At 70.8% G+C, this 23482-nt stretch carries 32 protein-coding genes, 1 pseudogene and 1 CRISPR repeat array; of the genes and pseudogenes, 11 read left to right on the top strand and 22 right to left on the bottom strand.

Annotated elements, in window-relative coordinates; genetic code table 11:
• Positions 1-8 precede the first annotated feature (8 nt).
• The 5 genes from trpA to UA75_RS10055 all read right to left on the bottom strand — a co-directional run bounded on the left by trpA (position 9) and on the right by UA75_RS10055 (position 5453).
• A complete protein-coding gene (gene trpA, locus UA75_RS10075) occupies positions 9-824 on the bottom strand; it encodes a tryptophan synthase subunit alpha (RefSeq protein WP_075740016.1) in 816 nt (271 codons plus the stop codon).
• The gene (trpB, locus tag UA75_RS10070; protein ID WP_075740015.1) at positions 824-2077 is read right to left on the bottom strand and encodes a tryptophan synthase subunit beta; all 1254 of its coding nucleotides are present in this window, start codon (positions 2075-2077) and stop codon (positions 824-826) included. Before trpB ends, trpA begins: the two co-directional genes overlap by 1 nt.
• Positions 2074-2886 (bottom strand): indole-3-glycerol phosphate synthase TrpC, encoded by an 813-nt coding sequence (gene trpC, locus UA75_RS10065; protein ID WP_075740014.1) that lies wholly within the window; start codon positions 2884-2886, stop codon positions 2074-2076. Before trpC ends, trpB begins: the two co-directional genes overlap by 4 nt.
• 175 nt (positions 2887-3061) lie before the next feature.
• Positions 3062-3838 (bottom strand): Trp biosynthesis-associated membrane protein, encoded by a 777-nt coding sequence (locus UA75_RS10060; RefSeq protein ID WP_075740013.1) that lies wholly within the window; start codon positions 3836-3838, stop codon positions 3062-3064.
• Positions 3831-5453 carry an anthranilate synthase component I gene (locus UA75_RS10055; RefSeq protein ID WP_075740012.1) on the bottom strand — a complete coding sequence of 541 codons (1623 nt, stop codon included), beginning with the start codon at positions 5451-5453 and terminating at the stop codon, positions 3831-3833. Before UA75_RS10055 ends, UA75_RS10060 begins: the two co-directional genes overlap by 8 nt.
• A gap of 53 nt (positions 5454-5506) precedes the next feature.
• Here UA75_RS10055 and UA75_RS10050 point away from each other — a divergent pair, with 53 nt between their 5' ends.
• Positions 5507-6142: a TetR family transcriptional regulator gene (locus UA75_RS10050; protein ID WP_232237707.1), complete on the top strand. Its 636-nt coding sequence runs from the start codon at positions 5507-5509 to the stop codon at positions 6140-6142.
• Positions 6143-6149: 7 nt separating this feature from the next.
• Here the strand turns inward: UA75_RS10050 and UA75_RS10045 are convergent, their stop codons facing one another.
• The 5 genes from UA75_RS10045 to UA75_RS34900 all read right to left on the bottom strand — a co-directional run bounded on the left by UA75_RS10045 (position 6150) and on the right by UA75_RS34900 (position 8431).
• On the bottom strand, positions 6150-6599 hold the full coding sequence (locus UA75_RS10045) for a MarR family winged helix-turn-helix transcriptional regulator (RefSeq protein WP_157434093.1): 450 nt from the start codon (positions 6597-6599) through the stop codon (positions 6150-6152).
• Positions 6600-6984: 385 nt separating this feature from the next.
• A complete protein-coding gene (locus tag UA75_RS10040) occupies positions 6985-7221 on the bottom strand; it encodes a hypothetical protein (protein WP_075740010.1) in 237 nt (78 codons plus the stop codon).
• A 696-nt stretch (positions 7222-7917) separates the two neighbouring features.
• The gene (locus UA75_RS10030; protein WP_075740008.1) at positions 7918-8121 is read right to left on the bottom strand and encodes a hypothetical protein; all 204 of its coding nucleotides are present in this window, start codon (positions 8119-8121) and stop codon (positions 7918-7920) included.
• On the bottom strand, positions 8118-8306 hold the full coding sequence (locus UA75_RS10025) for a hypothetical protein (RefSeq protein ID WP_075740007.1): 189 nt from the start codon (positions 8304-8306) through the stop codon (positions 8118-8120). Before UA75_RS10025 ends, UA75_RS10030 begins: the two co-directional genes overlap by 4 nt.
• Positions 8303-8431 (bottom strand): hypothetical protein, encoded by a 129-nt coding sequence (locus UA75_RS34900; RefSeq protein WP_257787617.1) that lies wholly within the window; start codon positions 8429-8431, stop codon positions 8303-8305. The genes UA75_RS10025 and UA75_RS34900 overlap by 4 nt, the downstream gene beginning before the upstream one ends.
• On the opposite strand from UA75_RS34900, the pseudogene UA75_RS35140 reads away from it, so the two are divergent.
• The 5 genes and pseudogenes from UA75_RS35140 to UA75_RS33765 form a co-directional block, all read left to right on the top strand.
• A pseudogene (locus tag UA75_RS35140) lies at positions 8413-8718 on the top strand (helix-turn-helix domain-containing protein); the annotation flags it as partial. The gene UA75_RS34900 and the pseudogene UA75_RS35140 sit on opposite strands and share 19 nt — an antisense overlap.
• Positions 8719-8745: 27 nt before the next feature.
• The gene (locus tag UA75_RS10020) at positions 8746-9408 is read left to right on the top strand and encodes a DUF5753 domain-containing protein (RefSeq protein ID WP_232237706.1); all 663 of its coding nucleotides are present in this window, start codon (positions 8746-8748) and stop codon (positions 9406-9408) included.
• A complete protein-coding gene (locus tag UA75_RS10015) occupies positions 9374-9571 on the top strand; it encodes a DUF397 domain-containing protein (protein ID WP_075740005.1) in 198 nt (65 codons plus the stop codon). The genes UA75_RS10020 and UA75_RS10015 overlap by 35 nt, the downstream gene beginning before the upstream one ends.
• A 197-nt stretch (positions 9572-9768) precedes the next feature.
• Complete coding sequence (locus UA75_RS33770; protein ID WP_198044246.1) at positions 9769-9981, top strand: hypothetical protein; 213 nt, start codon at positions 9769-9771, stop codon at positions 9979-9981.
• 17 nt (positions 9982-9998) lie between these two features.
• Entirely contained in the window at positions 9999-10367 is a 369-nt protein-coding gene (locus UA75_RS33765) for a hypothetical protein (RefSeq protein WP_198044245.1), read from the top strand.
• A 229-nt stretch (positions 10368-10596) separates the two neighbouring features.
• On the opposite strand, the gene hisI is transcribed toward UA75_RS33765, so the two are convergent.
• From hisI to UA75_RS09990, 4 genes are read right to left on the bottom strand one after another with little or no spacing between them, the layout of a single operon-like run.
• Positions 10597-10980: a phosphoribosyl-AMP cyclohydrolase gene (gene hisI / locus UA75_RS10005; protein WP_075740004.1), complete on the bottom strand. Its 384-nt coding sequence runs from the start codon at positions 10978-10980 to the stop codon at positions 10597-10599.
• A complete protein-coding gene (locus tag UA75_RS10000) occupies positions 10980-11375 on the bottom strand; it encodes a hypothetical protein (protein WP_075740003.1) in 396 nt (131 codons plus the stop codon). Before UA75_RS10000 ends, hisI begins: the two co-directional genes overlap by 1 nt.
• Entirely contained in the window at positions 11372-12145 is a 774-nt protein-coding gene (gene hisF / locus UA75_RS09995) for an imidazole glycerol phosphate synthase subunit HisF (RefSeq protein WP_075740002.1), read from the bottom strand. Before hisF ends, UA75_RS10000 begins: the two co-directional genes overlap by 4 nt.
• A 10-nt stretch (positions 12146-12155) precedes the next feature.
• Positions 12156-13508 carry an acyltransferase family protein gene (locus UA75_RS09990; RefSeq protein ID WP_232237705.1) on the bottom strand — a complete coding sequence of 451 codons (1353 nt, stop codon included), beginning with the start codon at positions 13506-13508 and terminating at the stop codon, positions 12156-12158.
• Positions 13509-13552: 44 nt separating this feature from the next.
• Between UA75_RS09990 and UA75_RS09985 the strand changes: the two genes are divergently transcribed.
• Positions 13553-14302, top strand: coding sequence for a CPBP family intramembrane glutamic endopeptidase (locus tag UA75_RS09985; protein ID WP_198044244.1), 750 nt, complete (start codon positions 13553-13555; stop codon positions 14300-14302).
• Between the two features lie 317 nt (positions 14303-14619).
• On the opposite strand, the gene priA is transcribed toward UA75_RS09985, so the two are convergent.
• From priA to hisH, 3 genes are all read right to left on the bottom strand, one after another.
• A complete protein-coding gene (priA, locus tag UA75_RS09975; protein ID WP_075739999.1) occupies positions 14620-15351 on the bottom strand; it encodes a bifunctional 1-(5-phosphoribosyl)-5-((5-phosphoribosylamino)methylideneamino)imidazole-4-carboxamide isomerase/phosphoribosylanthranilate isomerase PriA in 732 nt (243 codons plus the stop codon).
• Between the two features lie 194 nt (positions 15352-15545).
• Positions 15546-15818: direct repeats of the CRISPR family, unit length 29 nt; unit sequence CGGCTCACCCCCGCCTGCGCGGGGAGGAC.
• Positions 15819-16194: 376 nt separating this feature from the next.
• Positions 16195-16404 carry a hypothetical protein gene (locus UA75_RS09970; protein WP_157434092.1) on the bottom strand — a complete coding sequence of 70 codons (210 nt, stop codon included), beginning with the start codon at positions 16402-16404 and terminating at the stop codon, positions 16195-16197.
• Positions 16401-17033 (bottom strand): imidazole glycerol phosphate synthase subunit HisH, encoded by a 633-nt coding sequence (gene hisH / locus UA75_RS09965; RefSeq protein WP_157434091.1) that lies wholly within the window; start codon positions 17031-17033, stop codon positions 16401-16403. Before hisH ends, UA75_RS09970 begins: the two co-directional genes overlap by 4 nt.
• Positions 17034-17331: 298 nt before the next feature.
• Between hisH and soxR the strand changes: the two genes are divergently transcribed.
• Complete coding sequence (gene soxR, locus UA75_RS09960) at positions 17332-17793, top strand: redox-sensitive transcriptional activator SoxR (protein WP_075739997.1); 462 nt, start codon at positions 17332-17334, stop codon at positions 17791-17793.
• Between the two features lie 243 nt (positions 17794-18036).
• On the opposite strand, the gene UA75_RS33760 is transcribed toward soxR, so the two are convergent.
• Positions 18037-18192 (bottom strand): hypothetical protein, encoded by a 156-nt coding sequence (locus UA75_RS33760; RefSeq protein WP_198042979.1) that lies wholly within the window; start codon positions 18190-18192, stop codon positions 18037-18039.
• 75 nt (positions 18193-18267) lie between these two features.
• Positions 18268-18867 carry an imidazoleglycerol-phosphate dehydratase HisB gene (hisB, locus tag UA75_RS09955; protein WP_075739996.1) on the bottom strand — a complete coding sequence of 200 codons (600 nt, stop codon included), beginning with the start codon at positions 18865-18867 and terminating at the stop codon, positions 18268-18270.
• Between the two features lie 202 nt (positions 18868-19069).
• Here hisB and UA75_RS09950 point away from each other — a divergent pair, with 202 nt between their 5' ends.
• Positions 19070-19969: an RNA polymerase sigma-70 factor gene (locus UA75_RS09950; protein WP_075739995.1), complete on the top strand. Its 900-nt coding sequence runs from the start codon at positions 19070-19072 to the stop codon at positions 19967-19969.
• Between the two features lie 82 nt (positions 19970-20051).
• On the top strand, positions 20052-21218 hold the full coding sequence (locus tag UA75_RS09945) for an NAD(P)/FAD-dependent oxidoreductase (RefSeq protein ID WP_157434090.1): 1167 nt from the start codon (positions 20052-20054) through the stop codon (positions 21216-21218).
• Positions 21219-21275: 57 nt separating this feature from the next.
• Here UA75_RS09945 and UA75_RS09940 read toward each other — a convergent pair whose 3' ends face one another.
• From UA75_RS09940 to UA75_RS09930, 3 genes are read right to left on the bottom strand one after another with little or no spacing between them, the layout of a single operon-like run.
• The gene (locus UA75_RS09940) at positions 21276-21791 is read right to left on the bottom strand and encodes a hypothetical protein (protein ID WP_075739994.1); all 516 of its coding nucleotides are present in this window, start codon (positions 21789-21791) and stop codon (positions 21276-21278) included.
• Positions 21788-22450, bottom strand: coding sequence for a hypothetical protein (locus UA75_RS09935; RefSeq protein ID WP_075739993.1), 663 nt, complete (start codon positions 22448-22450; stop codon positions 21788-21790). Before UA75_RS09935 ends, UA75_RS09940 begins: the two co-directional genes overlap by 4 nt.
• Positions 22451-22717, bottom strand: a complete 267-nt coding sequence (locus UA75_RS09930; RefSeq protein ID WP_075739992.1) for a hypothetical protein — start codon at positions 22715-22717, stop codon at positions 22451-22453.
• A gap of 180 nt (positions 22718-22897) precedes the next feature.
• On the opposite strand from UA75_RS09930, the gene UA75_RS09925 reads away from it, so the two are divergent.
• The gene (locus UA75_RS09925; protein ID WP_075743628.1) at positions 22898-23479 is read left to right on the top strand and encodes a DinB family protein; all 582 of its coding nucleotides are present in this window, start codon (positions 22898-22900) and stop codon (positions 23477-23479) included.
• Positions 23480-23482: the final 3 nt, after the last annotated feature.

Here is a 23482-nt window from a genome sequence, read left to right as displayed (position 1 = left end):
GACCCGAGTCAGGCAGGCTGCGTGCTCCGCCTGCGCACCCCGGCCGCCAGCTCGACGGCCAGCTCCCGCACCTCGGCCTCGGCGCCGGACAGCTCACGGTCCACGCCGCCGATCCGCGAGACGAAGGCCGAGCCGACGATCACCGCGTCGGAGAAGCCCGCGATCTCGGCGGCCTGATCCCCGGAGCGCACCCCGAGACCGACGCCGATGGGCAGAGTGGTGTGCGCGCGAGCTCGCCGGACCGTGCTCCAGGCCTCGGAGCCCACCGCGTCGCGGGCGCCGGTGACGCCCATCACGGCGGTGGCGTAGACGAAGCCGCTGGAGGCCTCGGCGGTCAGCGAGATCCGCTCCTCGCTGGAGGACGGCGCGATCAGGAAGATGCGGTCCAGCCGGTGCGTGTCGGCGGCCGAGATCCAGTCGTCGGCCTCGTCGGGGATGAGGTCCGGCGTGATCATGCCGAGCCCGCCCGCCGAGGCGAGGTCCCTGGCGAAGGCGTCCACCCCGTAGCGGTGCACGGGGTTCCAGTAGGTCATCACCACGGCCCGCCCGCCCGCCGAGGCCACCGACTCCACGACCTCGAAGACGTTGCGAAGCCGGAAGCCACCGTGCAGGGCCGACTCGGCCGCCCGCTGGATCACGGGACCGTCCATGACCGGATCGGAGTAGGGCACGCCGATCTCGACCAGGTCGACGCCGGAGTCCAGCATCGTCCGGAACAACGCCGAGGAGCCCGCCACCGTCGGATAACCGGCGGGCAGGTAGCCGATCAGCGCGGCCCGCCCTTCGGCGCGGCACTGGGCGAACATCGGCGCGAGACGACTCATCAGGCTTCCTTCTCCCCGAGCAGGCCGAACCACGAGGCCGCCGTGTCCACGTCCTTGTCGCCGCGACCGGAGAGGCTCACCAGCAGCACGGCGTTCTCGCCCCGTTCGCGCCCGACCTTCAGGGCGCCCGCCAGGGCATGGGCGGACTCGATGGCCGGGATGATGCCCTCGGTGCGACACAGCAGCTCGAAGGCGTCCATCGCCTCCGCATCGGTCACCGCCCGATACTCCGCCCGGCCGGTGTCCTTGAGCCAGGAGTGCTCCGGGCCGACGCCGGGATAGTCCAGGCCCGCCGAGATCGAGTGCGTCTCGACGGTCTGCCCGTCCTCGTCCTGAAGCAGGTAGGAGCGCGCGCCGTGCAGCATCCCCGGCAGCCCGGCGGTGAGGGTGGCGCCGTGCCGTCCGGTGTCGAGCCCCTCGCCTGCGGGCTCGAAGCCGATCAGCGCGACGTCCTTGTCGCCGAGGAAGGGGTGGAAGATGCCGATGGCGTTCGATCCGCCGCCGACGCAGGCGATCACCGCGTCGGGCAGCGTGCCCGCCTGGTCGAGCATCTGGGCCCGCGCCTCGATGCCGATCACTCGATGGAAGTCGCGGACCATCACCGGGAACGGGTGCGGACCCGCGACGGTGCCCAGCAGGTAGTGCGTGTCGTCGACGTTGGCGACCCAGTCGCGCAGCGCCTCGTTGATGGCGTCCTTGAGGGTGCGGGAGCCGGTCGTCACCGGGATGACCTCGGCGCCGAGCAGCCGCATCCTGGCGACGTTGAGCGCCTGCCTTCTGGTGTCGACCTCGCCCATGTAGACGACGCAGTCGAGCCCGAGCAGGGCGCAGGCGGTGGCCGTGGCCACCCCGTGCTGCCCCGCTCCGGTCTCGGCGATCACCCTGGACTTGCCCATCCGCTTGGTGAGCAACGCCTGACCCAGGACGTTGTTGATCTTGTGTGAGCCGGTGTGGTTGAGGTCCTCACGCTTGAGGAACACCCGGCCGCCGCCCGCGTGCTCGGCGAAGCGGGTCACCTCGGTCAGCGGCGACGGCCTGCCCGTGTAGTCCCGCAGCAGCCGGGCCAGCTCGTCGGTGAACTCCGGGTCGACCCTGGCCTTGTCGTAGGCCGTGGCCAGTTCCTCCAACGCCGACATCAGCGCCTCGGGCACGAACCGGCCGCCGTAGGGGCCGAAGTGGCCGCTCTCGTCCGGTTCGTGCTCGATGGACCGCTCTTCCGACGTGGGCTTCGTGCCCTCACCGGCACCGCTCATCGGCTCGGCCTCGGACAGGCCGGGTGCGAGCCCGCGGTGACGAGCTGCGTCACCGCCGCCTTCGGGTCGCCGCTGGCCACCAGGCCCTCGCCGACCAGGACGGCGTCCGCCCCGGCGCCGGCATAGGCCATCAGGTCACTCGGCCCTCTGACCCCGGACTCCGCGATCTTGAGGACCTCGGCGGGCAGGCCGGGCGCGATCCGCCCGAAGACCTCGCGGTGCACCTCCAGGGTGTGCAGATCACGAGCGTTGATGCCGATCAGGCTGGCACCCGCCTGCAGGGCGCGGTCGGCGTCCTCGGCGGTGTGCACCTCCACCAGGGCCGTCATCCCGAGAGACTCCACCCGGTCCAACAAGGACTCCAGGGCGTTCTGCTCCAGGGCGGCGACGATCAGCAGCACGATGTCGGCGCCGTGCGCTCGCGCCTCGTGCACCTGATAGGTGCCGACGATGAAGTCCTTGCGCAGCAACGGAACGTCGACGGCGGCGCGAACCGCGTCGAAGTCCGCCAGCGACCCGCCGAAGCGTCGCTGTTCGGTGAGCACGCTGATCGCCCGCGCACCCGCCGCCGCATAGGAGGCCGCCAGTTCAGCCGGATCGGCGATGTCGGCCAGATGCCCCTTGGACGGGCTGCGCCGCTTCACCTCCGCGATGACGCCGATGCCCGGCGCCAACAGCGCCGTTCTGACGTCCTTCGGTGGCTTGGCCTGATCGGCCAGCCGCTTGATCTCATCGAACGGCACTGCCGCCTCGCGATCCGCGAGGTCGGCACGCACTCCGTCGAGGATTGACTCCAGGACACTGTTCACGAGATCACCTCGTTGACGTGCCCGTCCGTGCGCTCGATCACGCCCACTCCCCTCGCGCGCCGCCGGGTTCCCAGGATGCTAACCCCATTCGCCCTTCGCTCGGGCCACCGGGTCCGACAATTCCGCAGCGCAGGAAGGCCGTCAGGCGCTCCGACCTGCATGGTCGTTTGCAGGATCAACGATCCTCCTCGGTCGGGTCGGTCCCCTCGTTCAGCGTGTCCCACATCCGACGGTCCGGCTCGACCGGGGTCCGCTCGGTTCTTCTCGCGGTGTACCGGCTGCCCAGGGTCGGCAGCACTCCGCCCCGCAGCGCGGTCCACAGGCCCGCGGCGGCCAGCGTCAGACCGCCCGCACCCGCCGCCACTCGACCCAGCAGGATCGCGGGCGGCTCGTCGACGGTCTGGTCGACGAGCGGCCCGAGGAAGATCGACATCTCGTCGGCGGGCCCGGCGTCACCGCCGACCACCGCCGCCCACACCACCGCCGCGCCCGCGACGACCAGCAGCCCGCCGACGATCCGACGCGGCAGCCCGCCGAGCGCGACCAGCGCCGCCACGGCGGCCAGAGCCAGCAGGGCCGTCGGGGTGAGCCAGCCCGCCGCGTCGGCACCGGTCAGGACGACCGTCGAGGTCAGGTTCTCCTCGCCGGGAAGGATCACCAGCCACGGCAGCAGCGTCGCCGACCAGAGCAGCCCGGCCGAGACCGCCAGGAGAAGCGCCAACCCCGTGAGCAGCCGCCTGCCCGCCGCAGCGGGGCTGCCCGGCACCGCGTCCGCCGCGGTCGGGTCGGACTCGTCCCGGCCCGCCTCAGGCTGCGTGACGGGAGCCTGGCGGTCGGGGGCCGGGGAGGCGGTGTCCGGGGAGTCGGGGTCCGGGGAGCCGGCGGGGTCCTGGGAGTCCGGCGGACCCGAGGAGTCCGGGACTTCTCGGGGGTCCGGACCGTGCTCAGGCACCGGAACTCCGCACCGCGAGGCTCGCGACGTCGCCGGGCAGCCCCGCAGACCGCGCCCCGTCGCCCGCCGGTGTGGGCGCCGCCAGCGTCTCGGCCGTCGCAATCGCCGCCAGCACCGCGCCTGCCTTGTTCAGCGTCTCCTGGTCCTCGGCGACCGGGTCGGAGTCGGCCACGATCCCGCCGCCCGCCTGCACGTAGGCGGTCCCCTCGCGCATCAGCGCGGTGCGGATCGCGATCGCGGTGTCGGCGTCGCCCGCGAAGTCCAGGTAGCCGACCACGCCGCCGTAGACCCCGCGTCGGGTCGGCTCCAGCTCCTCGATCAGCTCCATCGCCCTCGGCTTCGGCGCCCCGGAGAGGGTGCCCGCAGGGAAGCAGGCCGCAATCGCGTCGAAGGCCGTGCGGCCCTCGGCGAGGCGCCCGGTGACCGTCGAGACGATGTGCATGACGTGGCTGTAGCGCTCCACGGTGAAGAACTCGACCACCGACACCGAGCCCGGCGCGCAGACCCGGCCCAGGTCGTTGCGGCCGAGGTCGACGAGCATCAGGTGCTCGGCCCGCTCCTTCTCGTCGGCCAGCAGGTCCTTCTCCAGCAGCGCGTCCTCCTCCGGGTCGGCGCCACGCCACCGCGTGCCCGCGATGGGGTGCGTGGTCGCCACGCCATCACGCACAGTCACCAGGGATTCGGGGCTGGAGCCGACGATGTCGAAGGGCACCGCTCGGCCGTCCGCCCCCGGCGACTCCAGGCGCAGCAGGTACATGTACGGACTCGGATTGGTCGCCCGAAGTACCCGGTAGACGTCGAGCGCATCGGCGTCGGTGGTCATCTCGAACCGCTGAGACACCACCACCTGGAACGCCTCACCTGCGCGGATGGCCTCCTGGGCCGCCCGCACAGCGGCGTGGTGCTCCGCCTCGCTGCGCCTGCGGACGAAGTCCGGCTTCGGCCGGTCGTAGACGGCGACGCTGGCCGGGGCGGGTGCGCCGAGCCGGACCGTCATCTCGTCGAGCCTGGCCAGCGCGTCCCGATAGGCGGCGTCGAGCCGTTCCGGGCTGTCGTCCCAGTTCACCGCGTTGGCGATCAGGGTGATGGTGCCTTCGTGGTGGTCCAGCGCGGCGAGGTCGGTGGCGAGCAGCATCACCAGTTCGGGGAGGTGCAGATCGTCCTCGGCCAGCTCCGGCAGGCGTTCCAGTCTGCGGACGGTGTCGTAGCCGAGGTAGCCCACCATCCCGCCGTGCAGCGGCGGCAGGCCGGGCAACGGGTCGGTGTGCAGCACCCGCAGCGTGTCCCGCAGCGCGGTGAGGGGGTCGCCGCCGGTGGGCAGCCCGACCGGTGGAGTGCCGGTCCAGACGGCCTCGCCGTCACGCACGGTCAGGGCGGCCGGACTGTGCACACCGATGAACGACCAGCGCGACCAGGAACGTCCGTTCTGCGCCGACTCGAAGAGGAAGGTGCCCGGTCGGTCGTCGGCGAGTTTGCGATACACGCCCAGCGGGGTCTCGTCGTCGGCGAGGAGCTTGCGCACGACCGGGATCACCCGCCGCTCGGCCGCCAGGGCACGGAACTCCTCCAGCGTCGGGCTGACCGCGCCGATTCCGCCACCAGTTGCGTCCACCATGACGTCATTGTGCCGGTGGGCGTTCTCCCGCCGTCAGGGGACATGATGAGGCGGTGAACGGCCCGACTGACCCACTGGACGAACCGGGCGGCACCCGCCGCCGAGGACGGCGAACCGGCGGCGACACCCGTGCGGTCCTGCTGCGCTCCGCGAAGGAGGTCTTCGCCGAACGCGGCTACGAGCAGGCGACCGTCCGGGCCATCGCGGAGCGCGCGGGCGTCGACGCCGCGATGGTCAACCACTGGTTCGGCGGCAAGGAGAAGCTGTTCACGGCGGCCGTCGAGCTGCCGTTCGACCCGTCGATACTGGTCGACATCGTGCTGGACGGGGAGCGCGAGTCGGCACCGGAACGGCTCCTCACCGCCTTCGTCTCGATCTGGGACGACCACGCCGACGGCTTCGCCGCGCTGGTCCGCAGCTTCAGCTCGACGGCGAGTGCCGCCGAGATGCTGCGCACGGCGCTGAGCCGCTTCGTCATCGGCGAGGCACTCGGCAGGCTCGGCGTTGACCAGCCCCGGGTGCGCGGCGCGCTGGTCGCCAGCCAGATCGTCGGCCTGGGCATCACCCGGTACATGCTGCGTCTCGAACCGATGAGCACGGCCGATCCGGCGTGGGTGGTGGCCGCGCTGGCCCCGACGCTGCGGCGTTATCTCTTCGAGGACCTGGCGCTGCCGCCTGCGGAGAGCTGACGGCGGGTCAGCGGCGGAGTCGGTTGAGCAGGCTGATCAGGACGGCCCGGTCGCCAGGCGCCAACGAGGTCCCCGCCAGCGAATCGGCGGTGGCCGAACGCAGGGTCTCCACCACCGCCTCCAGAAACTCGATACCGAGATCCGTCAGCGCCAACCGCTTCCCGCTGCCCCGACCCGTGACCGTCAGATAGCCCCGATCCGCCAGCCGGACCACGCTGTGATCCAGGCTCCGGGGCGGCAGATCCAACGCCGTGTTCGCAATGGCCTTCCGCATCGGCTGCGGCGCCCGCGCCAACAACCGCAACAGCCGATAGTCATACACCGAGATCCCATGACAATTCCGCAAGGCATCCGCAGGCTGCACCGTCCACCGTTGGACTGCGGCGATCAACGTCTCCCACATCACCCACGGCTCCGCCGACACTGCCCGCGCCCCCACCGCCACATCAAGAGGCACCGGACCGACAGTCACCGGCCGACCACTCACATCGACCGGGGATGAAGAGACTCCCACCGGCGGAGCCGCCGGAGAGGGCGGCTCGCCCGGCCGGGGACGCGGCGATGCCGGGGCGGAGGTGGTGACATGCGGGCTGGTGTCGGACATTCGTCGTCCTCTCCTAGGGAAGGCCGGCTGAGGGATGGCCGTCTCGGGGCAGGTGAGAAGCCAGGTAAGGATCGGCAGGTGCGGATCTGGCGGAGCGTCTCGTCCTCGGCCCGCTCGACGGGGTGCACCGTCGGATCGGGCAGGCGGCGGAGACCGGTGTCGAGGTGAGCGGCGTCGAGGTGAGTGATGTCGAGGTGAGCGGCGTCGGGCAGGCTGCCGAGTCGGGAAGACCCGGAGTTCAGGAAGACACCGCTGTCAGCAGGGTCGGGGGCGTCGGCCGGGCGGCAGTGTGTCCCAGGCACAGCGGGCAACGCTGCTCGTCGTAGAAGCACACCCGCAACGGACGTCGATTCATCGGACGGAACTCCACCTCCGGCGCACAGACCGGCCGGATCAGGTCGGAGCCGTTCCACCCGGCATCAGCGAGGTGGGAATCACCGGTACGCACCGTCCGCACAAACCAGGCCAACGTCATCACGAACCCACCACCGTCGGATCGACGCCGTCGGACGGCGGCACGGCTTCCACCGGAAAACAGACCGAGCAGCGCAACAACCGCACCCACTCCTGCACCGACACCAACACCGCCCCACACTCCGCCAAGTACACCGACCGGTATGTCTCATCCCGACGGTGCTCCAACCGACGAAACCGACCCGCCCACCGCTGCGGAGAAGCCGGCACCGGCAACCGACCCCAACTCCCCGAGAACGGATCACCATCACCAGGCCCGCACTCACGCAGCAACACGACCGCACCGTTCGTCCCGGCGGCGATGCTCACGCGTCCACCGCCCGGAGTCGACCGATGAGGACGAACGGCCGGACCCGCGCGGCGGCCCCCACACGAGGAGCCCGCTCGCGAGCCGGTTCGCGGCAGACCAGCAGATCGAGCGCGGGCACCCGGGGCACGGGCACAGCGGGTGCAGACACCTGGGGCACAGGCGCAGGGGGCATGAGCGGTCGACCGCCTCGCGGCCCCACGGCGACGAGCAGACGGCGGGTCCGCCACCACCGCAGAAGTCGATCGAGCAACGGCCCCGCCCCGGACTGCCCGGCGAATCCGGGGTCGGCAGGCGCGGCAGGCGGCATCTTCGCCATCGGAGCCCCTGTCATCGGAGCCCCCGTCGTCGGAGCCTTCGTCGTCGGAGCCTTCGTCATCGCGGCCTTCGTCATCGCACCTCGTCTCGGTCGTCGTCGGTTTCCGAGGCAGCGGGCCTGCGCCCCTGCTCGGGCCTGCGGGCACAGTTCGTCTCGTGGGCATCGGATGCGGGGAAGTCCTCGTCCTGGCGGCCGCACCAACAGCAGGTGCGCGTCAGCCGCCTGCTCCACTCCCGCTCGGTCTCGTCGGGGCCCTTGCGCATCCACGGCTTCACCGGAGGTCTCCGTGGCACGCGGGGCAGGGCTGGAGCCGCTCGCCGTCGTCGGCGGGCCGAAGCACGGCACCGCAGCGCGCGACGTCGACCGACGTGTAGTCGGGGTCGTGAACGTGCGCGTATCCCGGCTGGAGAAGACCGGCCCAGATCGGCGCGGCGGTGACGTTCGTTGCGAGGACGGTCACCGCGACACCGCCCAATAGATGTGCAGCACGGCGTACCAGGCGCCGAACATGGACAAGATCAGCAGGACGACGGACATTCGCTCACCCCCGTGATGAGTCCACCCGAATGAGTGGTACTGCACCATGCTTGACCTGCCGAAACATTCATGTCAAGCCGAGTGAGGGCAATTATGTTGCACTAGACCTAATTTCAATCGGTACTCTCTGGTGCATGTCTGGCACAAATCGCTCACCCTTGGCCCGAGCCCTCGGCGATGCATTGAGGCAGGCCCGCCTCGAAAAGGGCCTGACAGTCCGGGAAGTGGCCCGTCGTCTCGACGTCAACCACGCACCGATCAGCCGCAACGAGAGTGGTGCACGAATCCCGAAACCCGACGAGGTCGCCACTCTCCTCGGCGCGATCGGGGCGGACTCAGGTTCACGCGAACGGATTATGACGATGGCCCGCGACGTCGACCGGGAAAACTGGGCCGCCGTCGGCAGTAGCGTCGCCCCGACGCAACTCGACACGCTCGTGAAATACGAGAACGAGGCTCAGACCATCACCGACGTGAACCCGCTACTGGTTCCCGGCCTGCTCCAGACCCGCGACTATGCGTACGCGATCATGCGGTTCGGCGACACTCCCGAGACCGTCGCCACCAAGGCCGTGCTGCACCGACTCGGACGCCAGTCCGCCCTTTCTGGACCCACCGCGCCCAAGTTCACCGCGATCCTCGCCGAGTCGGCCCTGATCCAGCGCATCGGGAGCCGAATGATCATGGCTGATCAACTCGACCACGTAGTCGATCGGGCCAAGTCCTCGAACATCTCGGTCCGGGTACTCCCGATCGCTGCGGGATACCACGCGGCACTGATGGGCGGCTGGTTCCTGCTGGAGTTCGACGATGCCCCGCCTGTCGTCCACTTGGAACACGTCGACTCCGGGACCTTCGCCCACACGCGACGGACGACACGATCGTTCCTAGAGGCCAAGGATAGCCTGCTGTCCGTCGCGATGAGTGCGGAGGACTCGGTCCGGCTCATCGCGACGCACGCTGCTCACCACCGCCAAGGAGATGACCTCTATGACCGAACCTCTCGAACTTCGACGGTGGCGTAAGTCGAGCCGGTCCGCCCATAAGACCAACTGCGTCGAGATCGGCCAGGCCCCCGGCCTCATCGGCATCCGCGACACCAAGAACCGCGACGGCGGCACCCTCATCGTCGACCACCCGACCTTCACCACGTTCCTCAACGCCCTACGCGCCGACCGACTCGGCTGACCAGGCCACCAGACGACGAACGGCCCTGTCACCAGACAATCGGCGGCAGGGCCGCACTGTCGATCCGCTCGCCACATCAGCCGGGAACAAGCAGGCGCACAACGCCCGCCACCTGGCCGAGGCCGGGGCTGCCGTCGCGTCATGCGGAGCACGCTGACCGGCGACGTCTGCTCACCGCGCTCCGGATGGAGGCAAGGATGCTCGACCCGCACTGGGTGTTCGCAGGAGCGGTGCTCGGTCTGGTCGGCAGCGTTCGCTATGCGTTCGCGATCACGCGAGGACGGGTACGCCCCAACCTCGTCACCTGGTCCTTATGGGCCGCCGCTCCCTTGATCGGGTTCTTCGCCCAGTTGGACTCCGATGTCGGTCTTCCCGCCGTGATGACGCTCGCCGCAGGGGTGGACCGTTGATCGTGATTCTGACGAGCGTGATCGCCAGACGCCACTACACCCGCCTGGGAGTCCTCGATCTCGCCTGCGCGGGGACCGCCGCGCTCGCACTGTGCATCTGGCTGGGGCTCGGCGCGGCACCACTGGCCGTGCTCTTCGCCGTGGCCGCCGATGCCGTCGCCGCACCGCCGACGATCGTCAAGGCGTGGCGCCACCCCGACTCCGAGAACGTCTTCTTCTACGTCTTTGTCGGTGTCGGCGCGACGATCACCCTCATGACGATCTCCTCGTGGGAGCCGCAGGCCTGGGCCTTCGCTCTGTACCAGGTCGCCCTCTGCGTACTGCTCATCGGCATCATCGCGACCCGGCGGCGCGCCCACGCGGGAAGGCTGCGCCCTCGAACGTGACGGCGGGGTGGCGATGCGAACCCGGGCACGGGAGCTCGGTCTTGGTCGTCGCCGACGATGCGGCCGGGTCGTCATCCTCGCCGAACTGCGGCGTCATCGGGGTCGGGGACGACGTGCAGTTCCGCGTCCGCGACGAGAGTGATGACGGGGCGGGTGGAATACTCGTCATGGGATGGCGTCTCCGGGGACCTCGGCAGGTGTGTTCGCTCCGGGCTCCCCGACGGCGAGCCTATGGCCGTGGGGCAGGATCGCTCGGACTGCTCGCCTCGGCCAGCAGTACGCGGGCGTCGAAACAGGTGCGATCCCCCGTGTGACACGCCGCCCCGACCTGATCGACGACGAGCAGGATCGTGTCGCCGTCACAGTCCAGCCGGACCTCCCGGACGTGCTGGGCATGTCCCGAGGTCTCGCCCTTGACCCAGTACTCCTGCCTGCTGCGGGAGAAGTAGGTGGCCCGGCGGGTCGCCAGCGTGCGGCGCAGCGCCTCGTCGTCCATCCAGCCGACCATCAGCACCTCGCCGCTGCCGTGCTGCTGGGCGACCGCGCACACCAGGCCGTCGGCGTTGCGCTTGAGCAGGGCGGCGATCGTGGGATCGAGCGTCTCGTCAGTCATCAGCGGCCGGGGCCTTCCAGTCCGAAGAAGCTCCGGGCGGGCCCGGTGTTGAGCAGCACCACCGCGTAGACGGTGCCTGCGGCGGCGATTCCCCCGAGGACGCGCACCCACCAGAATCCGTCGTTCAGCACGAACTGGAGGTACAACAGCGCGACCAGCACGGCGATGACCATGGCGAACATCCGGAGTCCCGGCCTGCCGGTGAACAGGCCCGCACCCGCCGAGCCCACCGCGAGGAAGATCACCAGCGGCAGGCCGACGACGTCGAAGCCGCCCTCGGTCAGCCAGCGGACGATCCCGACCAGCAGGAACGCCAGGGCACCGCCCGCCAGCGCCAGCGCGGCGACCCGTACTTCGACGGGCGTGCGGGAGGAGCTGGTGGAGGTGTCGCTCATCGGACGACCACCCCGGCCTCGCGCAGCCCGTCCTTGACCTGACTGATGCGCAGCTCACCGAAGTGGAAGACGCTCGCGGCCAGCACCGCGTCGGCGCCCGCGTCCACCGCCGGGGGGAAGTGCTCGACGGCGCCCGCGCCGCCGCTGGCGATCAGCGGCACGCCGACGACCCGCCGGATCGCCCGGATCATGTCCAGGTCGAAGCCCGCCTTCGTCCCGTCGGCGTCCATCGAGTTGAGCAGGATCTCGCCGACCCCCAGCTCCTGGCCGCGCTCGGCCCACTCGACGGCGTCCAGGCCGGTGCCCCGGCGACCGCCGTGCGTGGTCACCTCGAAGCCCGAGGGCGTCGGCGGCTGCCCCGGCGGGACTCGCCGGGTGTCCATCGACAGCACGATGCACTGGGCCCCGTAGCGGCGGGACGCCTCGCGGAGCAGCTCGGGCCTGGCGACGGCGGCGGTGTTGAGGCTCACCTTGTCGGCGCCCGCCCGCAAGAGCTTGTCGACGTCGTCGACGGCGCGCACGCCGCCGCCCACGGTGAGCGGGATGAACACCTGCTCTGCGGTGCGTCGGACCACGTCGAAGGTGGTCTCGCGGTCGGCGGAGGAGGCCGTGACGTCGAGGAACGTCAGCTCGTCCGCGCCCTCGGCGTCGTAGGCGGCGGCCAGCTCGACGGGATCGCCCGCGTCGACGAGGTCGGTGAAGTTGACGCCCTTGACCACCCGGCCCCGATCCACGTCGAGGCAGGGGATCACCCGGAGTGATACGGACATGGCGACCAGCCTACGGCGGCGGCGAGGTCTCCTTCTCCGTGCGGTGGCGCATCCAGTACCGACCGAAGAGCGCGATCACCGGCAGAGTGAACAGCAGGGGCCCGATCACCGCGATCGGCCGTTCCAGCCACCAGCCGACGTCCGGCACGGTGGTGTCGTTCATCGGGCTGCCCTGGATCAGCCAGGTCACCACCTGCGACAGGGCCATCCCGGTGGTGTGGAAGAGGAACAGCGGCAGCGCGAACCGGTTGATCACGTCGTTGAACCGCTGCCAGCTCGCCCGTTGCAGCAGGACCTGCATCCGCGGTCGGAGCACCTCGACGGCACCCATCTGGAAGGCCAGCAGGGCGACGATGACGAAGGTGGGCGGCGCCATGTTGGAGAGCCGGTCGCCGGGCACGCCGACCATCGAGCCCGGATAGAGCCCGGAGAACACGAGCCCGGCCAGCGCGAAGAGACCGACCCACAGCACCACGGGCCCGAAGCGGCGACCGACCCTGGCCAGTCGCTGGTAGAAGAAGCCCGCCTGATGCGCCAGGCCCCACACCAGGAGCATGTTCAGCCAGCCGAGCAGCTCCAGGCCGTAGCGGAAGCGCAGGACGTCCACCAGCATCGCGGCGCCGCCCATCCAGATCAGGGCGAGCAGGTCGAACCGTCGGTGCAGCCACAGACTGAACGGCAGCAGCGCGATCAACACCAGGTACACCGCGAGGAACCACAGCGGGCTGATCACCAGCAGCACCACCTGGCCCATCCAGCGCAGGTTGAAGATGGTGCTCAGCACACCGCCGAGCACCACCCAGGTGAGCAGGAGCGCGCCGCCGGGCACGGCGAGCTGACTCAGCCGGGAGCCGACGAACGCGGCGAGGCTGGTACCCCTGGCGTGGGCGCGCTGCCAGGAGACCATGTGCACGTAGCCGCCGATGTAGAAGAACACCGGCAGCACCTGAAGCAGCCAGGTGGCGATCCACAGGCCCGAGGTGAAGCCGAGCGGGCTGGTGGCCTCCGGCCCCTCCGGGCTCCACACCAGGATCGTGAACGCCCAGTGCCACAGGACCACCACCAGCAGACTCATCGCCCGCAGCAGGTCGACGTAGCGGTCACGGCGGCGGTCGGGCTCCGGCGTGGGGGCTGGTTTCGTACGGGCCTGGGTCGTGGGGGCCTGCGTCGTGAGGGCCTGGGTCGTCGGGGCCTGGGTCGTGGGGGCCTGCTCCAGGCGAGCCTGCTCCGGTGACGCCGAGTCCCCGAGGGCCTGTTCCGTGGGGCCCGAGTCCGCAAGGGCCGGGCCTTCGAGGGCGGCGGGCTGCGCCGTCGAGGTGACCTCGGGCGGATCGGGCTGCTCCGAGGGGGTCGATCTCGACACGGTGATTCCCTTCTCGGCCCACCATGCGGCACCATGGCGGCGGGATGCCTCGACGACGATCCGGCCTGACACGAACCCGGTGGCCCGAGGGAGCCGGGTTCGCCGCCATGGCCGCGCTGCTCGCTGCGGGAACCGTGAGCACCAATGTGATCCTGCCACCGAAGGCCTACCCCGTCGGAGGCCTGTCGATCACAGTAGCCGCACTCTGCGTCGCGAGGCGTTGCGGACTGTCACGAGATGACATCGGCTTGGGGTCCGCGTCGGTGCCCTCGGGGCTGCGAGTCGGCGGAGCGGCCACCGCCGTGGTGAGCGGTCTCGGGCTCGCCGCCCTGGCCGTGCCTGCGCTGCGTCGGGCGTTCGAGGACGACCGGGCGGCTGAGGCGGGCGTCGGCGAGCTGCTGTGGACCGTGTTGATCCGGATTCCGGTGGGCACCGTCCTCGCGGAGGAGGTCGCCTTCCGGGGCGTGCTGCCCGCGCTGACCGGCTCCGGCACGGGGAGCCCCGGCCGAGCCATGATCGTCTCGGCGGGGATGTTCGGTCTCTGGCACGTGCTGCCCGCCATGAGCCTGGCGGGCGACAACCGGGCCGTGGAGGCCACCGTCGGGCGCGGCAGGCTGCCGACCGTCCTGCTAGGCGTGTCGAGCACATTCCTCGTCGGGCTCGCCCTGCACGCCTTGCGGGTCCGGGGCCGTGGCGTCCTGGCGCCCGCACTGGTGCACCTGGCGACGAACTCGGGCGGCTATCTCGTCTCCTGGCTCGTCCAGCGGGCCGCGCGGCGGCGGGCTCGGGGCTGAGGAGGCCTGGGGCTCGCGGCAGCGGTTCCGGCGAGGCGGCACGGCGGCGCTGTCCCAGAAAACGCCCACGACGACGCGCCCGAGCTCGGTGACCGGGCCGCGCAGGTCACCTAGCCCTCGGCAGACACGTTGTGGTGGGCCGATGACGAGATCGGGCCGAGACAGGCACGTCGGCGGCCCTGATTCGGTCTCCAGGACGCTCGGTGTCCTGCCAGCCGAGACCCCGCAGACCGAACCGCATCGGGTGACGTCCTGCACCATCCAATTCATCCACGGCCGCGAACTGACCGTGGTGGGCCTCGACGCGGTCTCCGGCGTCAGCGCACGGCGGCCAGTGCGTCGGGCAGGGTGAAGGCGCCCGCGTACAGCGCCTTGCCGACGATGGAGCCTTCCAGCCCGGCGGGGGCCAGCTCGGCGAGCGCCTGGAGGTCGGCGATGCTCGACACGCCGCCGGAGGCGATGACCGGTGCCTCGGTGCGGGCACAGACCGCGCGCAGCAGATCGAGATTCGGCCCGCGCAGCGTGCCGTCCTTGCCGACGTCGGTCACGACATAACGCGCGCAGCCGTCCGCGTCCAGGCGGGTGAGGACCTCCCAGAGATCGCCGCCGTCGCTGGTCCAGCCCCGCGCGGCGAGGCGATGCCCCTGCTCGGTGATGCGGACGTCGAGCCCGACGGCGACCGCGTCCCCGTGCTCCGCGACGACCTTCGCGCACCAGACGGGGTCCTCCAGCGCCGCCGTGCCCAGGTTCACCCGGCTGCATCCGGTGGCCAGGGCCGCCGCCAACGACTCGTCGTCGCGGATGCCCCCCGACAGCTCGACCTTCACATCCAGGCGGCCGACGACCTCCGCGAGCAGCTCCCGATTGGTGCCCCGACCGAACGCGGCGTCGAGGTCGACCAGATGGACCCACTCGGCACCGTCGCGCTGCCAGGCAAGGGCCGCGTCCAGCGGCGAGCCGTACATGGTCTCGGTGCCCGCCTCGCCCTGGACCAGGCGGACTGCCTGACCGGCTGCGACGTCGACGGCGGGAAGCAGGGTGAAAGTCACGGGGTGCACTGTATCGGGGCACGTCCGCCGGGCGGCGGGCTGCCGAGGGGTGTGGGATGGGGCGGGTGAGATCACCGGCTCACCCCCGCTTGCGCAGGGAGGACGTCCACGTCGTCGAAACCGACGACGGCGCACTGGCTCACCCCGCTTGCGCAGGGCGGACCCTGGGGAAACGGCACGTCCCCCGGCACGTCCGGCTCACCCCCGCCTGCGCGGGGAGGACCCAGCTCTTCGACCGCCTGGTCCTAGAGATGACGGCTCACCCCCGCCTGCGCGGGGAGGACTCACGGGTGATCACATAGAGGTAGTTACCTAGCGGCTCACCCCCGCCTGCGCGGGGAGGACGGAATCAATTCGCTGACAGGTAGGTCAGTCAGCGGCTCACCCCCGCCTGCGCGGGGAGGACTCGCGCTCAGCCGGCAGCGCACGCTGGACAAACGGCTCACCCCCGCCTGCGCGGGGAGGACCCTTCGCGAACTGGGCCTTTAGAAGCGCGTTATCCCTTTGTGATGCACTTCTGCGGCAGGGGACGAGCACATGGGGTCACCATACTTCAGCGTTGCGTAGCCCTCCGCCGAGGCAGCCGTGTGGCCGACATCGGATGGGATCTGGGCCGCGAGTATTCGGCCGCGCACGACGTCTGAGCTGGCCTGCCGGGCAGCCCTGCCCGGCGCGATGGCGTGCCGGGTTCGGCGGCCCACGGACCACCCGGCGACGGGACAGCGGCAGCCGGTCTCCTGCGGTGCGACGCGCGGGCGGCGACGAGCGTGCGGCGGTGGCGCGGAAGCGGTCAGTCAGCGAACCTCACAGCGCACGGGCGCAGAGAGAGACGCCGGCCGCCCCTCAGCGCTCCCCCTGATCCCCGCGCAGGATCACCACGGCGGGGATGCCGAGCACGGCGACCAGCACTGCCAGCGCCGTCCAGCCGGAGAGTCCGAAGCCGACGAGCACCGACTGTCCGGCCCCGCCCACGAGCGCGATGATCACCAGCACCGCGATCAGCCGGGTGCCGCCGCCGCGTCGCACCATGCCGTACCGCCGAGGCCTGCTCACCGCAACGTCTCCAACCAGTTCGACAGCAGCGCGGCGCCCGCGTCGCCCGACTTCTCCGGGTGGAACTGCGTCGCCCACAACGGGCCGTTCTCCACGGCCGCCACGAACTCCTTGCCGTGCACGGCCCAGGTCACCTGAGGCGGCAGGAACGGCGGGGTCGGCTCCAGCGTCCAGGACCTCGCTGCGTAGGAGTGCACGAAGTAGAAGCGGGCGTCGGCGTCCAGGCCGGCGAACAGTCTGCTCTGCGCGGGCGGCCGGACGGTGTTCCAGCCCATGTGCGGGAGCACGTCGGCCTCCAGGCGGTCGACCGTGCCCGGCCACTGCCCACAGCCCTGCGCCTCCTCGCCGTGCTCCACGCCACGCTCGAAGAGCACCTGCATCCCGACGCAGATTCCCAGCACCGGGCGTCCGCCTGCCAGCCGATCGTCGATGATCTTGTCGCCGCGCACCGCACGCAGGCCCGCCATGCAGGCCGCGAACGCGCCGACACCGGGCACCACCAGCCCGTCGGCCGCCAGGGCCGCGTCCGGGTCCGAGGTCACCTCGACGGTGGCGCCGACCCGTTGCAAGGCCCGCTCAGCGGACCGCAGGTTTCCCGACCCGTAGTCGAGCACGACGACGTCTGCCACGAAACCCAGGCTACCGAGGGCGTCCACCTCGGTTCCGCGCTCCCCCGCGTCCTCTGGTCCACAGCACTCCGGAGTGCGGCCGGGGCCGAGCAACGCCCGGCCGGGCGAGGGTGGCTCGAGCGGATCACGACAGCCGCACCAGAGCGACGACCGACCCTCGGAGAGGAACGGCACCCGGCAGCCCGGCGGCCATCGACCCCCGACGAGTGGGGCGGCCCGCGGGGCGGCAGACCGAGGACACGACGCGCAGTGATCGTCGATACTTCGACGTAGGTAGAGCTTTGGCTATGCTTGGCTCATGTCCCGACTCCGCGATCAGTTGACCATCGGCGAGGTCGCGACGCGAAGCGGGGTTCCCCACACGGCGCTGCGGTTCTACGAGCAGCGCGGGCTGATCTCCTCGGAGCGGACCGGCGGCAACCAGCGACGTTATCCTCGCACCGTCCTCCGACGACTGGCCTTCATTCGCGCGGCGCAGCGCGTCGGCATGAGCCTGGACCGCATCGCCGACGCCCTGGCCACGCTCCCGGCCGACACCAGCCCGACGAAGGCGCACTGGGCCCGGCTGTCCTCGTCCTGGCAGGAGGAGCTGGAGGCCAGGATCGACGGGATGCAACGGCTGCGGGACCGGCTGGCCTCCTGCATCGGCTGCGGCTGTCTGTCGCTGAGGTCCTGTTCGCTGCACAACACCGACGACCAGCTGGCCGATCTCGGCTCGGGCGCCACCGGCCTGCAGCCGACGTCGGAGGGCGGTCGCTGACGACGCGCGCCGAGCACCTCGGCAGGTCGGGATCGTCCGCCGGGAGCGCTGAGCCCGCGATCGGGTCGGCCACTGCGCCGAGAAGGCCGTCGTTCGCAGGCGGACGTCCGGCCGCGTGACTCAACAGTCGACGGCCCGAGCGAAACGAGCACCTCCCGAGCAGCCGACACCGAGATCAGTCGCCCGCCGCCGAGACCGTGACGGCCTCGGGCGGCAGCGGGTCGCCGCCGGGCGCGGTGCGGATCAGATCAGCCAGAGGACCGTCGCCGTGCCCGCGAGGAGCGCGGCGACCAGCAGCAGGATCGCGAACGTCTTCGCGGTCTTCCAGAGCGAGATCACCCCGCCCAGCAGGAAGCCGGTCACTCCGAGCAGGAGCAGCCACACCCAGTCACCGTCCACCGGACACCTCTCGTCGTGCGGCCTCGCCGCCGTCCTCACCTGGCCGGACGAGGCTACCCAGAGCACATCGCCTGGTCAGAGGGTGCCCTTCGTGGACGGCACGCCGGTGACCCTCGGGTCCGGCTCGGCGGCGGCCCGCAGCGCCCTGGCGACCGCCTTGAACTGGGCCTCGGTGATGTGGTGCGGGTCGCGGCCGTGGATCACCCGCACGTGCAGGGCGATCTGGGCGTGGAAGGCCAGGGAGTCGAAGACGTGCCGATTGAGCACGAAGGGGTAGTTGCCGCCGATCGTGAAGGTGTTGAACGCCTCCGGCTCGCCGACGTGCACGCAGTAGGGCCGCCCCGACAGGTCGACGGCGGCGTGGGCCAGCGTCTCGTCCATCGGAATCCAGGAGTCCCCGAAGCGGCGGATGCCTGCCTTGTCGCCCAGGGCCTGTCGCAGCGTCTGCCCGAGGACGATCGCGACGTCCTCCACCGTGTGGTGGGCGTCGATCTCCACGTCGCCGCGCGCCGCCACGCTCAGGTCGAAGGACCCGTGGCTGCCCAACGCCGTGAGCATGTGGTCGTAGAACGGGACCCCGGTGTCGATCTCGACCTGCCCGGTTCCGTCGAGATCGATCTCGACGGTCACCGAGGACTCCCTGGTGATGCGTTCCACCCTTGCCGACCGGCTCATCGGCCGTCTCCTCGCTGCTCGTCTCACCAGGACGGCCAGGCCGCCCGTTCACACCTCCCACCAGCGTAAACGAACGACGATCCCGGCAGGTCGGCGGTCGTGGACGATCGACGACGCACCGGGTGCGACTGCCGGGCGCCGCGGGCCCGTGAGCAGCGAACGGCCCACGAATCACCTCGTCCCGAGCCGGGTTCCGGACCGTATGATCGTCGGTGTGCCGGTCACCTCCGAGGAGCTGCACGAGTTCGAGACGCACCGCACTCGGCTGTTCGGCATCGCCTATCGGATGCTCGGCTCGGCGGGCGAGGCCGAGGACGCCGTGCAGGACGCGTTCCTCCGCTGGAACGACGCCGAGCGCGGCGCCGTCCGCGAACCGGCCGCCTGGCTGACGACGGTGCTGACCAACCTCTGTCTCAATCGCCTCACCTCGGCCCGCGCCCGCCGCGAGAGCTACGTCGGGCCGTGGCTCCCGGAACCCGTGATCACCGAGGACTCCGCGCTGGGACCGCTGGACACCGTGGAGCAGCGCGAGTCGGTGTCGATGGCCTTCCTCGTGCTGCTGGAACGGCTCACCCCGCCGGAACGGGCGGTGTTCGTGCTCCGAGAGGCCTTCCAGTACGGCCACCGCGAGATCGCAGGCGTCCTCGGCGTCACCGAGGCGAACTGTCAGCAGCTCTACCACCGGGCCCGCGAACGGGTGGCGCGCGATCGACCTCGGTTCGAGGCCGCGCCCGAGGAGGGACGTCGGATCGCCCAGCGCTTCCTCGAGGCCGCGCAAGGCCAGGACGTCGCCGGGCTGGCGAGCATGCTGGCCGCCGACGTCGTGTCCTGGTCCGACGGCGGCGGCAAGGCCAATGCGGCCCGCAGGCCCGTTCTCGGGTCCGACCGCGTTGCCCGGCTGCTCGTGGGCTGGATGCGCAAGGGCGGCCCGGGCACCAGGACCGTCGTGGCCGAGATCAACGGGCAGCCCGCCATCCTCGGCTCCATCGCCGAGCAGCTCGTCATGGCCGTCGTGCTGCACGTCGTGGACGGTCGCGTCGAGGCCCTCCACACGGTCGTCAACCCCGACAAGCTGGCCTTTCTCTCCGCCCAGCTGGCGTGACCACCGTCACGGCCCCGAGCTGTCAGCAATGACCCGACCGCCTGGTTCAGGAGTCGACGGACCACGGTGGAAGGGGACGACGATGACTCAGCGAATCGTGATCATCGGTGCGGGCTATGCGGGGCTCACGGCGGCGGCGCGGGTGGCGCGGCAGGTGCGCGACGTCGAGGTGGTGCTGGTCAACGCGAGGCCGAACTTCGTGGAACGCGTGCGACTGCACCAGGTGGCCTCCGGGGCGGCGGTCGGCGAGCACGCGCTGGCGGACCTGATGCGCGGCAGCGGCATCGACCTCAAGATCGGGCGGGTGGAGTCGATCGACCCGCAGCGCCGCGAGCTTCGGATCGATGACGAGACACTCGGCTACGACACCCTGGTGTACGCCCTGGGCAGCGTCGCCGACTCCGGCGCCGGCGTTCCCGGCGTCGCCGAACACGCCGAGAGCGTCGCGGCGCTGACCGAGGCACGCGGGCTGCACTCGAGGGTGCTCGACCTCGCCGACCGACGCGGCACGGTCACGGTGGTCGGCGGCGGTCTGACCGGGATCGAGGCGGCGACCGAGCTGGCCGAGACTCATCCGGGTCTCCGGGTGCGGCTGCTCGTCGGGACGATGGTGGGCCCGAGGCTGTCCGACAAGGGTCGGGCGCATCTGCGACGGGTGTTCGACCGGCTCGGCATCGAGGTGCGGACCGGTGCCAGGGTCGCCGAGGTGCGGGCGTCCTCGCTCGTGCTGGCCGACGGCGAGACCGTCGACACCGACAGCACGGTGTGGGCCACGGGATTCGGCGTCCCGGACCTCGCCGCGCGGGCCGGGCTGGCCGTCGACGCGACGGGGCGGGTCCTCGTCGACGACACGATGCGCTCGACCTCGCACCCGGAGGTCTACGCCGTCGGCGACGCCGCGACGGTCCGCCTCCCCGGCGGTCGGGAACTGCGGATGGCCTGCGCGACCGCCAAGCCGATCGGCCAGCACGCGGCGGACTCCATCGCCGCCCGGCTGGCGGGCCGCACGCCCCGGCCGTTCCGGTTCCGGTACCTCATCCAGTGCATCAGCCTGGGCCGCGCCGACGGACTGGTCCAGTTCGTCGACGCCGTGGACGGCCCGAAGGAACGGGTGCTCACCGGGCGCACCGCCGCCCGGTTCAAGGAGTTCGTCGTCCGCTACGCGCTGCGAAGCTCCTACCAGGCGGGCCCGTATCTGCCTCGGCGGCGGGTGAGCGGTCGGGAGACGGCAGGCAGCACGCGGGGCTGAACGGCAGCGCGGCGGGGCCGTTCACCGACGGCTCCGCCGTTGGCCGGGCAGGCACGATCAGAAATCTCCTTGGTACAGCGGCGAGAACTGCCACGGGACGAAATCCTCATCGGAGAACAGCGCGTGATAGACGCGGACGTTCTCGGGGTCGGTGATCCACAGGGTCATGTCCAGGTGGTGTTCCAGGGTCTCCCGGCTCGGAAACGTGATGCCGTGCTTGCCGAGGATGTCGAATATCTGCCGCTCGACGGGCTGAAGATCGTCCTCATCCGGGTAGAGCAGCCGTTCCCATCGACGGTTTCCCGTCCGCGCGAATACGGCGAGGGGGCCCAGCATCGAGAGCTCCAGAGCCCAGGACCGCTCCTCGACAGTGATCCTGCATCCGAAGGAGACCTGATAGTTGGGGTCAGTCCATGATTCCTTGACCAGTACGGAATCGAGCTCCCGGATCTGCTGAAAGACCGCATCGTAGGGCCGCCGTTCCAGCTGCCGATCGACGAAGACGTAATCGGGATCAGCGAGGTCGCCGCCATAGGCCTCGGTGATGAAGGCGACGATGTCGGGCTCGGTCATGTCAGGTCCTCAGGTCGTCGACTAGTTCCGGGGCCACAGGGATGTCCGTGCAGCCGCCCCTTGTGGTCAAGGTGGGAGCGCACTCGGTTCTGAAAGCGCCCATACCCGTCCACGCCCACGGGGTGACCGAAGTCGTGCTCACGCACATAAGTCCGGTCCTTATCGATCGGATGACCCCTGTCCCAGGCTTCTCGGCTGAGTCGATGAGCGGAATCGACGTCGAAGAACGCCGACTCGCCCTTCGGTCCGTTCTTCCGCGACGCATACTCCCGGGTCCCCAGCACGTGCCGGGCCTGCTTCTGCGTGCTGACCCTGGTCGGCTCGTCGGGCCAGCCCGGCGGTGTGGCCCGGTCCACGGTGGTCGGATCGACCGGGGGCCCGGCAGGAGCCGCCGAGCCGAGCGGGACCAGCCCGAGGACGTCGATCACGTACTCATCGAGGTGGCTGCCTGCCGCGCCCCAATGGCCCGCCGTGCGGCGCAGCGTGTCGCGGGCGTGTCGGAGTCGATCGCGAGCCTCGGTCACCAGGGGATTACGGGACTCGCCCGCCAGCACGGCGACCTCGCGAAGGATCTCGTCCAACCGGTCGGCCTCCGCCAGGGCCTCGGCCACCGGCAACTCGGCCTGCACGGCGGCCAACGCGGCCGCCAGCTCGGACATCTACACCATTCCCCGATAAGCGGTCAGGGCATGGGCGGTCTCCCGAACACCTGCCGCGCACTCCTCCACGCCGATCCCCGCCAGTCGCAGCCGCCGCAGCGCGTCGGCTGCCGCGCTCGCGTCGCTGTTCGCGAGAACACGAGCCAGCGCCCCCACGGCCCGCGTGCCGGCCTCGGTCAGCGGCCCGGACGGGAACATCGCCAGGCGCCGGGTCAATCCGAGTAGCTCTCCCTGCAACGCAGGCACCGACATGACGCCCTCCGTCATCGCGTGAACTCGAAGAGTGACGATACCGGCAGGAGGGTCACGCTCGAAAGCGAAAAACCAGGCAGGTGCCAGGGGTAGAACCGGTTTGTGATCGGCGTCGAGGGCTTCCCGTCCCGTCTCGTCGGCCGAGGCGTCGAAAATCCGTTGCCGTCGCCCCGCGCTGTGCCGAGGATGGCGGCCATGACCGCGACCCGACGCGCCGACATGTTCACCGCCGACGGCAGGCCGTCTGACGACGACCCTCGGGAGCACCGTCCGAGGCTGGGCGATGAGCGCACCACGCTGGTCGAGTCCCTGCGCGCTCAGCGACTCACGCTGGAGATGAAATGCGCTGGTCTCGATGCCGAGGCCATGGCACGCCGCGCCGTCGAACCGTCGACGATGTCGCTCCTCGGGCTGGTGCGACATCTGGCGGAGATCGAGCGGGCGACGTTCCGGAAGATGCTGGCCGGGCAGGACGCTCCCCGGCTGTTCTGCACCGAGACCGATCGCGACGGTGATTTCAACGGCGCCGTGGCCGATCCGCAGGTCGTCGCGGAGGCGTGGGACGCCTGGCGGAGCGAAGTGGACTTCGCCGTGCGGCTGGTCGCCGAGGCGCCGAGTCTCGACGTCACCGGCGACGACCCCTTGAATCAGCACGGCAGCGGCGGCGGGGCGATGTCGCTGCGGGAGGTGCTGGTCGGGATGATCGAGGAGTACGCCCGGCACATGGGTCACGTCGACCTGTTGCGCGAGCGCATCGACGGACGGCTGGGTCAGTGATCG

The sequence above is a fragment of the Actinoalloteichus sp. GBA129-24 genome, from assembly GCF_001941645.1.
GTDB lineage: Bacteria > Actinomycetota > Actinomycetes > Mycobacteriales > Pseudonocardiaceae > Actinoalloteichus_A > Actinoalloteichus_A fjordicus.
Note: the sequence above shows the minus strand (reverse complement) of the source record. Positions and strands in the feature narration are given on the sequence as shown.